Source organism: Corynebacterium sp. ACRPQ (assembly GCF_022347225.1).
GTDB lineage: Bacteria > Actinomycetota > Actinomycetes > Mycobacteriales > Mycobacteriaceae > Corynebacterium > Corynebacterium tuberculostearicum_D.
The window spans coordinates 1-16,828 of record NZ_JAKRNF010000012.1 but is presented as its reverse complement, the minus strand read 5'-3'; the positions used below and the strand labels follow the sequence as shown (position 1 = coordinate 16,828).

Below are 16,828 nucleotides of genomic sequence, written 5' to 3'. Positions count from 1 at the left end.
TACCCTGCTTTCTATGAGAAGATTTCGCGCCAGTAGGGCGCTGGGCAGCCTCGCCATGGCGGCCGCTGTAGGAACCCTCTCGGCGTGTTCCGCGGGCCATACCGCGGTGGTTGATACCACCCAGGCAGACAGCGACGCCGCACCTTCTGCCCTCACCGTAGCTTCCACCTCTGCGGCCACCTCGCTGGATTTCACCACCACCGGTGGCGCCGCCATCCCCGCCGTGCTTATGGACAACGTGTACGAGACCCTCGTGCGCATCGATGAAGACGGCTCCATTACCCCAGGACTTGCCACTTCGTGGGATATCAGCGACGATGCCCGAACCTATACCTTCCACCTGCGCGACGGCGTCACCTTTTCCAATGGCGATGCCTTTAACGCTGAGACCGCCGCCTTTTCCATTAACTACGTGCGCGAGAAGTGGACCAACGGTATCTCTGCGGCCATGGATCCGGTAGACACGACCACGGCAGTAGACGATCACACGCTTAAGGTGCGCCTCAAGCAGCCGTCCAATGGCTGGCTGTGGTCCATGGGTACGGCCACCGGCGCGATGATGACGCCCCACGGCATGGATAACCTCGCCGCCCAGCCGGTGGGAACCGGCCCCTATGAGGTTTCCCGCTTTGCGCCCTCGGAATTCGTAGAGCTGCACGTTCGCGACGGTTATTGGGGAAAGCCCGCCGCACAGGATGTCACGGTGCGCTATTTCCCGGATACCATCTCCTCGGTCAATGCGCTGCAGGCCGGCGGCGTGGACGTGGTCTGGGGCGTGCAGAACCCGGAGCTTCTTGATGACGTCAAAGAGGGCATCGCTACCGAGGTCGGCACCACCAATGGTGAGGTGCTGTTGTCCATGAATAATGCCCGCGCGCCTTTCGACGATCCACGGGTGCGCCAGGCCGTGGCCTATGCCGTGGACCGCTCGGCGGCCAATGACATTTTGTGGAATGGGATGGCTAAAGACACCGGCGGCGCGCCGATCCCGCCAACGGATCCGTGGTTCGAGGACAAGCACTACTACGACTACGATCCAGACAAGGCCCGCCAACTGCTCGCGGAGGCCGGCGCGGAAGGCGCCGAAATTGCGCTGACCACGCCGACGCTGCCCTACGCCCAGACCGTCGCCGAGCTGCTGTACTCGCAGCTTACTGAGGTTGGTTTTAAGGTGACGCTGGAATCCGCCGAGTTCCCAGCCGTGTGGCTAGGCCAGGTCATGGGCGCGAAAGACTATCAGATGTCGCTCATCTCCCACGTGGAGCCGCGCGATGTGCCCACCTTGTTCGGCGATCCGGACTATTACCTCAACTACGATTCCCCGCGCACCCGCGAGCTTTTGGCCCAGGCCGATTCCGCCCCCGAGAAGGACTACCCCAAGCTCATGGCGCAGGCCGTGGACCAGATCATGGCGGATGCGGGCGCGCTGACGCTCATGAATATGCCCAATATCGTGCTCACTCGCGCCGGCGTGCGCGGGCTTCACCCAGATCAGGTCACCGACGCGCTCATACTGCGCGACCTGACCTCTGCCGACGCGGACCCGGACGCTAAAACCACCTCCGCAGAAAACACCGAAAAGGAGGCCCGATGAGTTCCCTTCGCACCACGGGGCGCGCCATCGTGCGCCCGTTGCTGCGCTTCGCGTTGACGCTCTTTGTAGCCTCCATCATCATTTTTGCGCTCATGCGCGCGGTGCCGGGCAACCCGGCGCGGGTGGCGCTGGGGGTGAATGCGACCGAAGAGGCCGTCGGCAAGCTGAGCTCCGAACTGGGGCTGGACCGCCCGCTGCTTACGCAGTATTGGGAGTGGGTAAAGGGCCTATTTACCGGCAACTTTGGGCAGTCTTTGTCCTCGCAGCAGGATATTACGCCGCTGGTGTTAGACCGCGCCCAGGTCACGCTCATCCTCATTGGCCTGGCGATGCTGCTGGCGCTGGCCGGAGCTATCCCGGTGGGCATGTGGCTGGCGTTGCGCAACCGTAGCCGCGGCGCGGATGTGGTGTCGGCCGGCACGCAGCTGGGCATTGCGGTGCCAAGCTTCCTCCTCGGCATCATTCTGGTGGCCATCTTTGCCGTCCATCTGGGCTGGCTGCCGGCCAATGGGTGGGTGCCACCGAACCAGGGCGCGGGCGAGTTTATCCGCCACCTTATTCTGCCGGTCATTTCGCTGGCCGTGGTGCAAGGTGCAATGCTAACGCGCTATGTGCGCTCGGCGGTGCTTGATGTGCTGCATCAGGACTATATCCGCACCGCTCGTGCGCTCGGCCAGTCCCCGTGGGAGGCGCTCAAGCGCCATGGCCTGCGCAATGCGGCGCTGCCAGTGCTTACCGTGGCCGGCGTGCAGCTGACCACGATGGTCGTGGGTGCTGTGGTGATCGAATCCGTCTTTGTCATCCCCGGTATTGGTTCCATGCTGTTGGATGCGGTGTCGGTGCGCGATCTGACCACGGTGCAAACCCTGGTCATGCTGCTCGTTGCCTTCGCCTTGGTAGTCAATGCCTTAACGGATGTGGCCTACCGATTCATCGATCCGCGCATCACGGCAGGTGAGAAATAATGAAGCTGCGTTTTTCTGGCTGGCTAGGTGCCTTCCTCGTTGCCGCCACGGTGCTGATGGCGCTACTTTCGCTGGTGTGGACGCCGTATGACCCGACGCTGGCGCACCCGGATGTGCGCCTTGCTGGCCCCAGCGCCGAGCACCTCCTGGGAACGGACCGCTTTGGGCGCGATACCGCCTCCCGCATCATGGCGGGCGCCCAGATTACGGTCTTCGTCGGGCTCATTGCGGTGGGCATTGCCGCCCTCGTGGGCGTGCCCTTGGGCATCCTGGCCGGCATGCGCCGCGGCACATGGGTAGATGCCCTGGTGATGCGCGGCGCGGATCTGTTGCTTGCCTTCCCCGCGCTGTTGTTGGCGATTATTGCCGGCGCGGTGTGGGGCCCTTCGACGCTGACTGCCATGGTTGCCATCGGTATCGCCGGCATCCCCTCCTTCGCCCGCGTGGCGCGTTCGGGCACGCTGCAGGTTATCACGCAGGACTTTATTTCCTCCGCGCGCATTTCCGCAGTGCCGGGCTGGAAGGTGGCGCTGCGCCATATCCTTCCCAATCTCACCGGGCTGCTCATCGTGCAGGCCTCCGTCTACTTCGCGCTCGCCATCCTGGCCGAGGCCGGCCTGTCCTACCTCGGCCTGGGCACCGCCCCGCCGGCGGCCTCTTGGGGCCGGATGCTGCAAGATTCCCAGTCGCTGCTGGGCACCGCTCCCCTGCAGGCCTTCTGGCCGGGGCTGGCCATTGCTGCCACAGTGCTGGGCTTTAATCTGCTTGGCGACGCCCTCCGTGACCTCCTCGATCCCCGCCTGAAAGGATCCACGCGATGAGCCTGCTCCACGTAGATAACCTGACGGTTACCGCCACCGGGTCCACCACTGCCCTGCTAGGCCCCATTAACGTCGAGCTCGCGGCCGGCGAGAAGCTCGGCATCATTGGTGAATCCGGCTCCGGCAAATCCCTCACGGCGCTATCCATCATGGGCCTTTTGCCCGATGGGGTGCGCGCGACTGGCTCCGTGACCGTGGACGGGACCGAGGTGATCGGCGCGCGCGATGCCCGCATCCGTCCCCTGCGCGGGTCCACCATGGCGATGGTCTTCCAAGAGCCGATGAGCGCGCTGGATCCGCTCATGCGCATAGGCACGCAGCTCTCCCAGGCCGGGGTGCGCGATTGCGCGGCCGCGCTCGACGAGGTGGACCTAGCCGCCGATGTCGCCTCCCGGTTCCCGCATCAGCTCTCCGGCGGGCAGCGCCAGCGCGTGCTCATCGCCATGGCCATGGCCGGGCGCCCCGACCTCCTCATCTGCGATGAACCAACCACCGCGCTGGATGCCACCACCCAAGATGGCGTGCTGCGCGTCATTGAGCGGGTCACCAAGGCCCACGGCACCGCTCTGATCTTTATCACCCATGACCTGGGCGTAATCCGCCGCATGTGCCCCAACGTCTTGGTCATGCACCAGGGCGCGGTGGTGGAATCCGGTCCCACCGAGCGCGTACTTGTCCACCCCGAGCATCCCTATACCCGCACGCTCATCGCCTCCTCGCGGCCGCCGGAGCTGAGCCTTTCTCCGGCCACGGCGGAAGATGCGCTGGTGACGCTACGCGGGGTCAGCAAGGTCCACGGCGCACATGCCGCGCTCGATGGTATCGACCTGCGCGTGCACCACGGCGAGCGCCTCGGCATCGTGGGCGGCTCCGGCTCGGGCAAGACCAGCCTGCTCAAGCTCATCGCCGGGCTCGACCAGCCCACGAGTGGTGACATCGACGTCCGCGGCCGCGTGCAGATGGTCTTCCAAGACCCACAAGGCTCGCTCAACCCGCGCCTGAAAATCTGGAAATCCATCGCAGAGGCCATCCCCGGCAGCCCCAGCAAGGCCGACAAGCGCGCTCGCGCCGCGGCCGCGCTTGAGGAGGTCGGGCTGCCTGCCGAGAGCCTCGATCGCTTCCCGCACGAGTTCTCCGGCGGCCAGCGCCAACGCATCTCCATCGCCCGCGCGCTGTGCGGCGAGCCGGATATCTTGCTGGCCGATGAAGCCGTCTCTGCCCTCGATATGTCGGTGCGCGCCCAGGTGCTGGAGCTATTGGCGGGGGTCATCGCCAAGCGCAAGCTCACCCTGCTCTTTGTCACCCACGATCTCGCGGTGGTGCGCCACCTATGCGATAGCGTTGCGGTCCTTGACCGCGGCCGGCTCATCGAGCACGGCGCGACCGACTCCATATGGTCCTCGCCCAGCACGGACTACACGCGCCGGCTCATCGCGGCCGCCGACATGTAAAGCGGGTGGCTTCGGGCGTAAGGTAGTCGGGTCAGATAACTCCGCCGAGAAAGGATCCTGCTGCTCCGTGGCCACCCAGCTTGACTATCCCATCCCGCAGCGCCCCAGCACCACCCAGTTGCTCACCGCGTTTAATAGCGCCTCGGTGCGCTGGCCCAGTGCCCTGCGCGCGGGCTTGGCGATTCTCATTCCCGGCGCCATCGCGCTGCTGACCGGCCACGACTACGCCATCCTGCTCATTTCCACCGGCGCGTTCACCGTCATCTTTGGCGAGGGCCACCCTTATCGCACCCGCCCGCGCGTCATGCTCACCGCCGGTACTGCACTCATTACCGTCGCGGCCGTGGGCGTATTGGTAGGCCACCTCATCTTTGCGCCTGGCCACGGCCATTGGTGGCTGCTGCTGGCCGGCCTGTACACCACGGCGCTGGCCGCCGTGTGCGGCTTTGCCCAAAATGCCCTGCGCTTGCCGCCGCCGGGCACCTTCTTCTTGGTCATGGTTGGCGGCGGTTCGGTAATGCTCGCGCGCACCGACGTCACCGTGGGCCAGCTGCTCTTTTGGGCGCTGACGGGCATGGTGGCCAGCCTCGTGCTCGGCATGGCGCCGGCCCTGATTGATGCCCACGGCCCCGAGCGCCGCGCGGTCGCCGCACTGGAAAAGGCCGCGGCCGCATTCCAGGATGACCGCGACGATTCCCTGGCCCGCCACCACCAGGCGCAGACCGCGCTCTTTGCTGCCTGGCAGGCGCTTTCCGACGCCCGCATTATCCGCGGCGGCCGCGTCATCGACTCCCAGGGTGCCCACCTAGTAGAGCGCACCCTCGCGGCGCAGCACACCATCGTGGCGCATAATCGCGCCTTGGATTTGGGCGCCGATTCGGATCAGCTCACCGATAATGTCACCGACGTCGATCCGGATCGCACCGCCATCCCGCACACCCGCCCCACCGGTCGCTACCGCTTGTATCGCGCCGCGGTCCGGGATTCGCACGCCATGGTCACCACCCAAAAGGTGGTCCTTTCCGCGGCCATTACCGTACTGGTGGGCCTTACCCTCGGCTTCGACCGCCCGGACTGGGGCGTGGTCTCTGCCTTCCTCATGCTGCAATGGGGACCGGATCACGTGCCGGGCACCGTCCGCGGCATCCACCGCATGCTCGGCTCCGTCGTCGGCGTGCTGCTCTTTTCTATCCTCCACTACTTTGGCATTAGTGGCTGGACGCTCCTGCTCGCGCTGGCCGCGTGCCAATTCTGCGCCGAAATCTTCGTGGCTAAGAACTACGCCATCTGCGTTATCTTCTCCACCCCGCTCGCCCTCCTCATGGGCAACTCCGCCACCCGCCCCTTGTGGCCCACCATCCAGGCTCGCTGCGGCGAGATCGTCCTATCCATCCTCATCGCCACCGCGGTGCTGTGGCTATGGCAGCGCAGCGCCCCCGTGCGCAATCAGGCCCGCCTGCAGGTCCGCGCGATGGAGTCCATGGCCACCCTGCTCGGTCTGCTCTTTGTCAATACCCCAGATGCCGTACTGTCCGCGCGCCGCGACCTGCAGTACGAGCTGCTTTCGGAGCGCCGCGCCATCCAGTCCCTCGCTGTGGATAACCGCGATGCCGTGCGCCAATTCTGGGCCCGCCACATTGCCGTACAACATGCCGGTTACTTCCTGCTAGATTTCTGCACCACCCATCCGGATCGTACCGCCACCCGCGCGGAGCTTGATTCCCTCGTCCGCGAAATCCGCACCGCACGCGCCGCTTAAAACAGCGGATACTCCTCTATAACTTCGTAGCGTGGGCCACCGCCGCGGCCCTCACCGAGGTGCGATTGCATCAGGCACACCCGGTCCGCGCGAAATTCCGGCCCCCGATACACCGATAACGCGCGCACATAATCCGCCAGCGCCCACGGCTCGCGGGTCCGCCGACCAGCGCGCGCGACGGTGAGGTGGGGGCGGTGGTGGCTAAAGGGGACGTCGGCAAGCTGGCACTCCGCCATCAACTCCCGCACACCGCGCGCCTGCCCGCCGACGCCCACCCATAGCGTGCGCTGCTCAAAGCTCCCCGCCCCGCTCAGGTGCACATCCAACGCCGCGCGCCCAGCCACCGCGTGGGCTAGGTGCTCGCGCACCGCCGCGGCATCATTGGGCTGCTCTCCATAAAACGCCATGGTCACATGCCAATTATCCGGATCCGTCCAACGCAGCTCATTAGTAGTTGCCGCATGGATGGGCCGCAGCGTATGCACCAAATGCTCGCGCGCGGCGGCCGAGGGCAATAGCGCAGCAAAGACGCGGATCATGGCCTAGCTGGCATAGACGTTGAGGCGCAGTTCCGCGTCCAGCAGGTGTTCTTCCTCGCGCTCAAAGACGGCGAAGGCATGCAAAATATCCGCAACAGCGGTGGAATTATCATCAAACTCGGGCATGCAATAACTTCTTTCAAACCACAAAGGAGGCACAAGAATCACGCTCGATTCTTCTGCCTCCACATAGTAGCTGACAATGATGTAATTATCCGCCCTTGACCACCGTGACCTGCCAACCAGCATCGCCCGAGCGATGGAAATCACGAATCTCATGGCCCTCATCGGCCGCCCACTGCGGAATGGATTCGGTGGCCTGGGTGCAGTCAAAGTCAATGACAAGCGCCTCGCCAGTCTCCAGCTCCGCCATGACCTGCTTGGCCTCAATCAACGGGAACGGGCACACCGCGCCGAGGGTATCGAGCGTATAGTGTCCGCCGCCCAGCGCGCGGGCCTTGTTCTTAACCTGCGGCTTGGTCTTGAGCGCTACCGCCCCGGTGGCAGTGGCGAAGCTCGGCAGCACCTTGTCCTCGGCGGAGACCACCGAGTTATCCACGGATTCCTCGGTGGAGTAGGTCTGCGGCTGCTGCGGCTCACGGCTCTGCGCGTTCTTCGGCTTGAGCCACAGGCGCGCGCCCGCGCCGACGCCCAGGGCCATAAAGAACAGCGATACCCAGCCCTGGAAGCTAAACAGGGAGGTCTCCACCATGCCATTGCCCACGGTGCAGCCGCCGGCTAGTGACGCGCCTACGCCCATCATGATGCCGCCCCAAATAGCGCGGGTCGCGGTCTGCGCATCGGGCACGCGCACGCGGAACTCACCGGCGGACTTGGCGGCGATAAAAGCGCCCACCAGCAGGCCAATAACCAACAGGGTGCCCCAGTTCATACGCGCGGAATCGCCGGTGGCGGTCCAGCGGACGATGTCCGCGGTCGGCGTGGTAATGCCGAGGCCACCATTGCGGCCGGCGTCGGCAGAAAGTACAAAGCCCACCGTGCCGATGATGCCAACAGCGACCGCCGCGATATTCATATTCAGCGGCTTGGCGTACCACGGCTGACCAAGGTCCACCTTCGGGCGCCCGGCATCCTTGGCGCGGTAGTGGCGCCACAGCATAAAGGTCACGCCCCACAGCACAGCCACGAGAATCCACGGCGAGATATGTAGCGCGTCGTGGATGGTGGTTACTGGCAGGCTCCACTGCTTGAACCAATCATTCGCCCCAGCCAACGGACCAGACTTCATCGCCGCGGCCGATAGTCCATAAAACAGCAGCGCAATCCACGAGCCGACTAGGCCCTCGGCAGAGCGGTACCACGTGCCGGAGGCGCAGCCGCCAGACAAGATGATGCCAAGACCAAAGATGAAACCGCCCACGATGACGGCTACTGGTTTGAAATCAGCAATCTCCGGAGAGAGCACGTCAGCGCCGGTCAACAGGGTAAGGCCAAAGGCGTGCACCGAAATCAAAATGAGCAGGGCGGTAAAACCACGCCAGGTCTTATTGAGGAAAATATCGCGCAGCATGCCGGTCACGCAGAAGCGCCCGCGCTGCAGCACAGCACCGAAGACGATGCCTGTGAGAAGTCCGGTAATAATCACACTGTCTCCTTGTATCGAGTCGAGGGCTTCAGACTACGCCCTTTAAGACAGATGTGTCTATAATGAATGTACAACCCGGTTCTAAGGTGACAACTGTCCGCCTTTCAGTCGGCCTTCCCTACGCCACCTAAGGCGCCGCTGCCGCTCCGGGTACAAACAAGGAGAAATAATGGGAATCCCAGATGACGTAGTACTCGATGGATATACCCTCATCGAACAACACGAAATTGACCATGAGTTCTTGCTGCGCGGCTCTCCGCTGGGCACCGAAACTCCCCTCCTATTCGCCCTGACCATTGCGGGCGTACTGCTGGTTGCGGCGAGCTTCTTCCTGCGCGGTGGCGCGCGGGTTGCCACCGGCCTGGCGGGCGCGATCCTCACGCTAACCAAGCTGTGGTGGATGCCCTTCGCGCTATGGCAGCAGTTCGATGACGGCCAAGTATTCGGCTACACGCTCAAGTACTTCCCGCAGTACTGGCCGGTGGCGTCCCTTATCGTCGGCGTTATCGCGCTGGTGGGACTAGCCTCCGCCATTTTCCGCCGGCCCTAGCGGCCCAGCCCAGCCACGCCTAACCGCCGAGAACCGCAATCGCGATGTGCACCCGGTTGGTGCCATCGATTTTGGCCAGGATGTGTTTCATGTGCGTCTTGACCGTGGTCAGGGAAATGAATAGCTGCTCGGCAATCTCGGCGTTGCTTAGCCCCTGGGCCACCAGCTGGGCGATTTCATTCTCGCGCTCGCTCAGCTCGGCCAGCCCGCTGGGTTGAATCATCTCTTGTTCCGGCTGCGGCGGCGTGGCCGCCAGCCCCACCAGGTTTTCTAGCACCTTCGGGCTGAGCTGTTGCTGGCCTTGGGCCGCCGCTCTTACCGACGCCACCAGCGCCTCCGGCGCCGTCGTCTTCAACAAAAAGCCCACCGCCCCAGCGCGCAGGGCGTGCAGGATGAACTCATCGGTATCAAAGGCAGTGAGCATCACCACCGGGATATCGCGCGCGCCGGCGAGCGAGTGCAGCTGCGCCGTCGCCTCGATGCCGTCCATGACCGGCATGCGAATATCCATCAGCACCACGTCCGGCTCCTCGGCCAGGATGAGCTCAACGCCCTCCTTGCCGTTTCCGGCCTCGCCGATAACGCTGATGCCCGGCGCGCCTTCCAAGATCATGCGCAGGCCGTGGCGCAGCAGCGGCTCATCATCGACAAGCACCACCCGAATTTCACTCACTTTTCTTCCTTCCTCGGCAGGCGCAGAGTCCACGAGAACCTATCTTCCTCATCGTTTACCTGTAGCGATCCGCCCACCACACTAGCGCGCTCGCGCATGCCGACGATCCCGTACCCACCACTGTTCCCACTCCCCTTCTTCCCGGCTAGGGCGACGGGGTTGGACATGGTGATTAAGAGGGCGTCGGCAAGCGCGGCGATGGTGATGGTCACCGGTTCGCCCGGTGCGTGCTTGCGGGCGTTGGTTAGGCCCTCCTGGACCGCGCGGTTGAGCGCGTGGCCGGCCATGGTGCTCAGCTCCTCCAGCGACTGCGGCCCCGCGCCCTGCTTGTAGCGCACCTCCACGTCCATGCCCGCCCGGCGGGAGCGCTCCACCAGCGATTCCACGCCCTCGCGCGGGTCAATGCGCCCCTCACTGCGCAGCGAGTGCAACGCCTCGCGCAGATCGCCCACAGCGGCTTCGGCTTCATCGCGTATCGTGCGCGCAGATTTCCGCGTCTCCTCCGGATTTAAATCCTTGCGGTAGGCCAGCCCACCCGCGTAGACCGCAATCATGCTCAGCCGGTGCGAGAGCGTATCGTGCATATCCCGCGCAATCCGGTCGCGCTCCTCTTGCCGCGCAAAGTTTTCCCGCATGGCCATTTCCTCATGCGTGAGCTCTGCCTGCGCTTGAAGCGCAATCGTGCGCTCCTTCTGGTTCGAGCGAACCAACCCGACGACTAAAACCACTACTGCTGGGAGGATGATGGCAATGAAAAATCCCAGCTTCCCGGGAGCATTAAGCCCTTCGCTTCGAGATAGATCGAGAGTGACCAGCTTCGAGGCCACCATGGCCGCACATACCGTCGCCATCCACAACCGGCTGCGGCGCGAGGCCACAGAAAACGCCGCCATAAATACCGATGGCCGGACCTCAGCTATCGAGACCGTCGCAGAAATGATCGTCGCCGCTACCAACGCGCTGCGCGGACCCGGCTGGGTGCTACGCGGGTCGCGCTCCGCAGCGGTATGGCGCAGGGCAAAGGGCAGAAGGATCCAAGTGCCTATCGTCGCCGCGAATGTGGAAAATAACCGATGTTCTGCGGCGTCGTGATCACCCACCCAGAAGGCCACGACCAAGAAATCGCCGATCAAGGCCACCGCGGCGATGACGAGCTTTAGCCACAGCGGGCGCTGCAGCATCGCATCGGATTCTCGGAATAACTTCATAACGCGCACCAGTTTAAGCCGGCCCGCCGCCCGCGCGGTATCCCCCGCAGGGAGGATACTTCGACCCTAGCTACGCGCTTCCAAAACCATGATCGCAATATGCACGCGGCTCGTGCCGCCGATCTTTTTCAAAATGTGCTGCATATGGGACTTTACCGTGGCCATGGACACCACGAGCCGGTCGGCAATTTCCTGGTTATTCAAGCCCTGCGCCACCAGCTCGGCGATTTCGCGCTCGCGAGAGCTAAGAGCGCCTAGGCGGTTGCGGGCGGTGCGGGTGTGGTGTGAATGGGCGTCGGAAAGCGCGGGGCTTTGCATGCCTACCAGCTTGTCGACGACCTGCGGGCTCAACAGCGGCTGCCCCGCCGCGGCCGCACGCACGGCCGCCATGAGCGATTCCGGCGGCGTCGACTTCAACAGGAACCCCGCCGCCCCGGCACGCAGAGCCCGCAGGATGAAGGAATCGGTGTCAAAAGCCGTGAGCATGATGATCGGCACTGCGTGGACGGACAGAATCTTCTCCACGGCCGCGATGCCATCCATGACCGGCATGCGAATATCCATCAGCACCACGTCGGGCTGCGCGTCGAGCACGGTAGCCACCGCGTCTCGCCCATTGCTCGCCTCAGCCACGACCTCGATATCGGGCGCGTTGGATAGCAGCAGGCGCAGGCCGCTGCGGACTAGATCCTCGTCGTCAACGAGCACTACACGCAGTGCGTCGGCCATCATGCTTCCTTTCCCACTGGTTGATTCCACCGCGCGCGCCAGAACTGCGACGCAACGGGCGTATACGCCACTGTAAGCGCCACGAAGATCGCCAGTACTACCGGCACTATCTTGGCGTGGCCCGCCACTACGGCGTTAAGGAACGAGGGCACGAGAATATCGTTTAACTTTTCGAAGAATTTCGGGAAAAAGTCGATGACTAGAGTGGCCGCAATGAATGTCAGCGCAGTCTGCAGGAGCAACGTCCATAAGTTCACCCGATGCAGGCGCTTATCGACGTCCACCTTCCCCACCGCCGCAAACATCACCCTTGCTCCTTGTCCGCGAAACTCCGGAACGATGTAACCACGGCGCTCCACCAGCTCGATGCGGTCGGCGTCTTCCGGCGCGTTATCGTCGCAGTATCCGCGCAGGAATTCCAGGCTATAGGCCGAGTCATCGGTGTCGATATAGCTGAGCTTGCGCGTGGTGCCGTCGACCGTAGAAGTAAAAAGGCTGCGCGTGGAATCCAAGTACTTTCCGGTCCACCCCTCGCGCTCCGTGGTCTCTTCCAAGTCGATGCGCATAAGCCCGTAATCGGGATGGCGCAATTGCCAACTCATTTCGCTCATTGTGTGGCCTCCTTGTGCGCCAGTGGTAGCAGGATGCTCCAGCTAAATTCCTCACCTTCTTCGCCGACGTGGACATTCATGCGCCCGCCGGATAGCTCCACACGCTCGCGCAGTCCCACCAGCCCGTAGCCGCCGGCGCTGGCACCTGCGCGATCCCCGGCCTTAGCCGCCGAGAGCGGGTTGCGCATCTCGATGCCCACCTCACCGGCCACCTCGCGCACCGTAATGCTCACCGGCTGGCCAGCGGCGTGCTTGCGCGCATTGGTCAGGCCTTCCTGTACTGCGCGGTGCACGGCGTGCTGCGCCATCGTGGATAGCCCAGTAAAAACATCCGGGCTGGCACCGTCCGCGTAGGTCACGGTCACCTCGGCTCCGGCCTCACGCGCGGCCGCGACTAGCTCTTCTAAGGTGGTGCGCGGATCCTCGGAAAGGTCTTCGCGCAAGGCGCTTAAGACGGTGCGCAAATCTTCTACCGCGTTCTGGGCTTCCGTGCGGATGGTGCGCGCTGCGTCTGTGAACTCGTCGGGCACGCCCTCGCGCGGATAGCTCAGCGCACCCGCATGGATGGCCACCAGGCTCAAGCGGTGCGAGAGCGAATCGTGCATGTCCCGCGCGATATTCTCGCGCTCCTCTTGCCGCGCGCGTTCTACCCTGGCGCGCATCTCTTCGCGATTCATCCGGGCTTGTTGCTCCACCCGCCACCGCTTTTCGCGCAGATTGCCACGCTTTTGGCCTACCAATAACCCCGCGACCATCACAACAACAACGAAGATGGCACCAACCCATCCGATATCGTCCCAGGCCATATAGGGGTTAAAGCTAGTTTCAACCGCAAACGCCACCACGAAGCACGCCACTGCGGCCACCGAACGCAAGGTCGATCGGCGCGAGACCATGGAAATAAAAGCCACAACTCCACTAGCCGCACCAAAATAGGAGCTCGACCCCAGGAGCACGATGCAACCGGCGATGAAGCTACGGGTGGAGCCGGCATAGTCGACGTCGGAAAGCTCGCGCGGCTGGTGCTCTAAGGCAAAGGGCAGGGCAATAATAGTCACCACGCCCACCGCAAAGCCGGTGCAGATATAGGGCCCGTACTCCTCAAACGACGGCGAGTATTCCTCAATATCGAAGCTCATCAACGCCACGCCGATGAGCCAATTCGCCACTGCACAAGCGGCAACAATTCCCGCCGTGCTCCACTTCGTTCTGATCATGGCCTAAAGCTTAAGCCCATGGCCATAATCCCTAGGGATGAATTATTTTTGCACCCCGGCCGCATCGCGCATGGCCTTCGTCTGCGCGGACGGATACTCGTTCTCGGTAGCCAGGCGCTCAAACGCGACGGCAGCCAGCGCCGCGGACTGCATTCCCAACACGGAGTCATCAAAACGCATCATCGGCGAGTGGTTCCACTCGCGCTGATTTTCGGGCTTGTCCGGATTGGCCGTACCCATCCACATAAACGTGCCCGGCACCTGCGCGAGGACGTAACCGAAGTCCTCGGAGGCCATCATCGGGGCATCGAACGGCTGGACGTTTTCAGTGCCAAACATCTGGCTCCACAAGGTGGCGGCGAACTGATTTTCCCGCGGATTCGTCTTGGTGGTCGGGTACAAAACCTCGAAATCCACCTGCGCGGTGCAGCGGTGCGAGGCAGCGACGGAGCTGGAGACCTCCGTAATCATCTGCCGCACGGCGTCGATTTTCTCATCGCGCAGCACGCGCACCGTAGCGCCCAAGGCCGCGCGCTCCGGGATGGCATTATACGCGCCGTCTCCCGCCCACAGGTTGGTCACGGTAATCACGATGGGCTCGAGCGCATCGAAGCGGCGGGTCAGCGCGGTCTGCAAAGACATCTGAATCTCCGCCAGCGCCGCCACCGGGTCGATGGCATCGTGCGGGCGGGAGCCATGCCCGCCTTTGCCCAGCACCGTAATGGTCAGGTTGGACGAGCTAGCCATCATCGGGCCTGGAACGTAGTGGAAGGTACCGCGGTCCTGCGGGCCAACGTGGAGGCCGTAGGCGGCAATGGGGCGTCGGCCAGCGGCGTCGAGCACGCCCTCTTCAATCATGGGCAGCGCGCCACCCGGGCCTTCCTCGCCGGGCTGGAACATAAAGGTGACGTCGCCGTGCAGCTCCTCGCGGTGCTCGCAGAGAATCCGCGCCGCGCCCACCAGTCCGGCGGTATGCAGGTCATGGCCGCAGGCGTGCATGTAGCCATTCGTCGACGCAAACGGGCTGCCGGTCTGCTCGCGTACCTCGAGGGCATCCATGTCCGCGCGCAAAAGCACCGACACCGGCCGCTCGCCGCGCTGACCGCCGCGCAGCACGGCCACCACCGAGCTCAAGTCCTGGCCCACGTGGATTTCCAGCGGCAGGCCCTCCAGCGCTTCTAGGACCTTCTTCTGCGTGCGCGGCAGGTCGAGGCCGATTTCTGGGTTGCGGTGCAGGTCGCGGCGGAAGTTCTGCAGCTCCTCGAGCATCTCCTCGCCCATTTCCTGGAAGGCCTCGGTGGCCATCCGCTCGCCAATGCGCGCACGAGTCACCGGCAGGGGCGGCAGCTGCTGAGCCTGGCGCGGCGCGGCCAGACGTCCGGGGGTGGTGGGGCGAATCCGCTTGGTCGGGTCAGTCATGAGGGCTCCTTTTCTCGCTTTCGCATTCGAGGGTACAGCAGGTTATCCACAGGCCGCCGGCTGGGCTCGGGGCTGATGTGATGCGTGGGGCGAGTTATCCACAGGCCGACGCGGGAGCGCTACCGCGGCCTGGCGAGGTGTTTTAGGCTCGCCGGCATGACCCGCTTGCAGGACTACGCCCGCCAACTCGCCTCGCCGATGGAACTTCTCGGCGAGGTCTCAGGCGTACCCGAGGCAGATCTGCGCCGCCTGGGCCTGCCCCGGCAGGAGGCCCGGAGCCTGCTTGCGCTTGCCGACGTCTACTTTGGCCCCACCCCCTTCACCCGCCGACAGCGCTCGTGTCGGGCAACCACGCATTGCTTGGCGACGTTGAAGATCATCGAAAAGTACGTCTCGCGCACGAAATCCAAGCGGGATGCGTGGGCACTGCGGTCAGAATTATGCGCTACGGACCAAGACGTGGAGCGGCTCGCGCGCACACGGTTGAAAGAGATGTATCCGCCGCGACAACCCAAGAAAGTGCATTAGGGAACATCATGAATTATAACAGGGTCCAACACTGTTAAATAATGCATAGCATTCCTATCCTGCATAAACATCGCGTGACCGGCACAAATACTATTTACGGCGGTTTTGGGCTAGATCTTATGGTTTCAGGTCATTACCCATGAATGTAACAGGGTACCTAAATGTCATATAAAAACATAGAGCACGCAGCCTCTATAATCCCTTGCACGCTCCCTCATAGTCTGGTTATATTGAAAGTGCAGAGAAGAGATAAAGCACCCGTAATCGAGTGTATAAAATCGGACCTGTATTTATATTATTAATTTTGTTTTTAAGTCCGGTACCGGACGTAATTCTTAAAGGATTTTTTATGTCCACTCAATTGAAAGAGAGGGAGCGCAGAACATTAGCGAAGGCTAATGATGATGTACGCGCTTATGTAGACGAAGTTGTACGCCGCGCCCCGCGCTTTAGCGCTAAGCAACTAGACACTGTCACTGAGGCCCTCAATGCCAAGGAGGTCCGCAATGGATAACGAGATTCTGTCTTCTATCTATGGCACCAATGGTGTTGATACGGACAAGGTCCTCGACACCCTAGCGGAACTTGAAGACGTGAAGAAGTCTAAGTCTTCGACAAAGACCAAGTCTTCAAAGACCGCAGCGGTTGACCACACCCGGTTTCTTCTTCGCCCAACGTCGATTCTTGTTAACGCCGCCGCCCTTCAACTAGTAGACGAAGAGGGCTTTTGCGATAAATCAGCCGAGGATATGTCTCAGGAGATGCTGACGCGTATTCATGCTGTCTACGCGGAAAAGGATCAAGTGATAAAGACCAAGACCGCAGTACCTAAAGAGTTACCATACTTTGCTATCGCGATTATGGTCATCAAGAAGTACAACTTTGTCGTGATTATGCCGGACGATAGCAGCAACCGCGAGAGTGGTTTCCTAGCTTTCTATGACGGTAACGAGAAGTCTTCTTCTTATGGTCTGTATGTCACTGACACCGTGCGGATGGATAAGATCTTTTCCTTCTTCTACGGCGTTATGAGCTCTATGAGAGTGTCTGATGGTTTGTGTGTGGGAACCGATCCCGCATAAGGAGATAAGCCAGAATGACTACTGTGGCGAGACGAGATCCGGCCGATAAGGCCAAGATTGATGCGATTGAAAAGAA

Annotated in this window: 18 protein-coding genes; 9 read left to right on the top strand and 9 right to left on the bottom strand. The window is 62.6% G+C overall.

Annotated features, from left to right (window positions below; translation table 11 throughout):
• The first annotated feature begins 13 nt into the window (after positions 1-13).
• The 5 genes from MHY24_RS08120 (at position 14) to MHY24_RS08100 (ending at position 6,590) form a co-directional block, all read left to right on the top strand.
• A complete protein-coding gene (locus MHY24_RS08120) occupies positions 14-1,594 on the top strand; it encodes an ABC transporter substrate-binding protein (RefSeq protein WP_239192473.1) in 1,581 nt (526 codons plus the stop codon).
• Positions 1,591-2,559 carry an ABC transporter permease gene (locus MHY24_RS08115; protein ID WP_239229424.1) on the top strand — a complete coding sequence of 323 codons (969 nt, stop codon included), beginning with the start codon at positions 1,591-1,593 and terminating at the stop codon, positions 2,557-2,559. The genes MHY24_RS08120 and MHY24_RS08115 overlap by 4 nt, the downstream gene beginning before the upstream one ends.
• Positions 2,559-3,380, top strand: a complete 822-nt coding sequence (locus MHY24_RS08110) for an ABC transporter permease (protein WP_239229422.1) — start codon at positions 2,559-2,561, stop codon at positions 3,378-3,380. Before MHY24_RS08115 ends, MHY24_RS08110 begins: the two co-directional genes overlap by 1 nt.
• Complete coding sequence (locus tag MHY24_RS08105; protein ID WP_204611214.1) at positions 3,377-4,831, top strand: ABC transporter ATP-binding protein; 1,455 nt, start codon at positions 3,377-3,379, stop codon at positions 4,829-4,831. Before MHY24_RS08110 ends, MHY24_RS08105 begins: the two co-directional genes overlap by 4 nt.
• 67 nt (positions 4,832-4,898) lie before the next feature.
• A complete protein-coding gene (locus MHY24_RS08100; protein ID WP_239229420.1) occupies positions 4,899-6,590 on the top strand; it encodes an FUSC family protein in 1,692 nt (563 codons plus the stop codon).
• Here the strand turns inward: MHY24_RS08100 and thpR are convergent.
• From thpR to MHY24_RS08090, 3 genes are all read right to left on the bottom strand, one after another.
• The gene (thpR, locus tag MHY24_RS08095) at positions 6,587-7,129 is read right to left on the bottom strand and encodes an RNA 2',3'-cyclic phosphodiesterase (RefSeq protein ID WP_239229411.1); all 543 of its coding nucleotides are present in this window, start codon (positions 7,127-7,129) and stop codon (positions 6,587-6,589) included. The genes MHY24_RS08100 and thpR overlap by 4 nt on opposite strands.
• A gap of 3 nt (positions 7,130-7,132) precedes the next feature.
• Positions 7,133-7,255: a hypothetical protein gene (locus MHY24_RS12075; protein WP_255342548.1), complete on the bottom strand. Its 123-nt coding sequence runs from the start codon at positions 7,253-7,255 to the stop codon at positions 7,133-7,135.
• Between the two features lie 85 nt (positions 7,256-7,340).
• Positions 7,341-8,735 carry a YeeE/YedE thiosulfate transporter family protein gene (locus MHY24_RS08090; protein WP_239229409.1) on the bottom strand — a complete coding sequence of 465 codons (1,395 nt, stop codon included), beginning with the start codon at positions 8,733-8,735 and terminating at the stop codon, positions 7,341-7,343.
• A 169-nt stretch (positions 8,736-8,904) separates the two neighbouring features.
• Here MHY24_RS08090 and MHY24_RS08085 point away from each other — a divergent pair, with 169 nt between their 5' ends.
• Complete coding sequence (locus MHY24_RS08085) at positions 8,905-9,285, top strand: hypothetical protein (protein ID WP_239229407.1); 381 nt, start codon at positions 8,905-8,907, stop codon at positions 9,283-9,285.
• Positions 9,286-9,304: 19 nt separating this feature from the next.
• Here MHY24_RS08085 and MHY24_RS08080 read toward each other — a convergent pair whose 3' ends face one another.
• The 6 genes from MHY24_RS08080 to MHY24_RS08055 form a co-directional block, all read right to left on the bottom strand.
• On the bottom strand, positions 9,305-9,958 hold the full coding sequence (locus MHY24_RS08080) for a response regulator transcription factor (protein WP_005326390.1): 654 nt from the start codon (positions 9,956-9,958) through the stop codon (positions 9,305-9,307).
• Complete coding sequence (locus tag MHY24_RS08075; protein ID WP_239229405.1) at positions 9,955-11,166, bottom strand: sensor histidine kinase; 1,212 nt, start codon at positions 11,164-11,166, stop codon at positions 9,955-9,957. The genes MHY24_RS08080 and MHY24_RS08075 overlap by 4 nt, the downstream gene beginning before the upstream one ends.
• 66 nt (positions 11,167-11,232) lie before the next feature.
• Positions 11,233-11,898 (bottom strand): response regulator transcription factor, encoded by a 666-nt coding sequence (locus tag MHY24_RS08070; protein WP_239229395.1) that lies wholly within the window; start codon positions 11,896-11,898, stop codon positions 11,233-11,235.
• Positions 11,895-12,506 (bottom strand): hypothetical protein, encoded by a 612-nt coding sequence (locus tag MHY24_RS08065; RefSeq protein WP_239229393.1) that lies wholly within the window; start codon positions 12,504-12,506, stop codon positions 11,895-11,897. Before MHY24_RS08065 ends, MHY24_RS08070 begins: the two co-directional genes overlap by 4 nt.
• Positions 12,503-13,723 (bottom strand): sensor histidine kinase, encoded by a 1,221-nt coding sequence (locus MHY24_RS08060; RefSeq protein WP_239229391.1) that lies wholly within the window; start codon positions 13,721-13,723, stop codon positions 12,503-12,505. The genes MHY24_RS08065 and MHY24_RS08060 overlap by 4 nt, the downstream gene beginning before the upstream one ends.
• Positions 13,724-13,765: 42 nt before the next feature.
• Positions 13,766-15,142 carry a M20 family metallopeptidase gene (locus tag MHY24_RS08055; RefSeq protein WP_239229389.1) on the bottom strand — a complete coding sequence of 459 codons (1,377 nt, stop codon included), beginning with the start codon at positions 15,140-15,142 and terminating at the stop codon, positions 13,766-13,768.
• Between the two features lie 156 nt (positions 15,143-15,298).
• On the opposite strand from MHY24_RS08055, the gene MHY24_RS08050 reads away from it, so the two are divergent.
• From MHY24_RS08050 to MHY24_RS08040, 3 genes are all read left to right on the top strand, one after another.
• Positions 15,299-15,670, top strand: coding sequence for a hypothetical protein (locus tag MHY24_RS08050; RefSeq protein ID WP_239229387.1), 372 nt, complete (start codon positions 15,299-15,301; stop codon positions 15,668-15,670).
• A gap of 349 nt (positions 15,671-16,019) precedes the next feature.
• A complete protein-coding gene (locus MHY24_RS08045; RefSeq protein WP_239229385.1) occupies positions 16,020-16,184 on the top strand; it encodes a hypothetical protein in 165 nt (54 codons plus the stop codon).
• Positions 16,177-16,752, top strand: a complete 576-nt coding sequence (locus MHY24_RS08040) for a hypothetical protein (RefSeq protein ID WP_239229383.1) — start codon at positions 16,177-16,179, stop codon at positions 16,750-16,752. Before MHY24_RS08045 ends, MHY24_RS08040 begins: the two co-directional genes overlap by 8 nt.
• Positions 16,753-16,828: the final 76 nt, after the last annotated feature.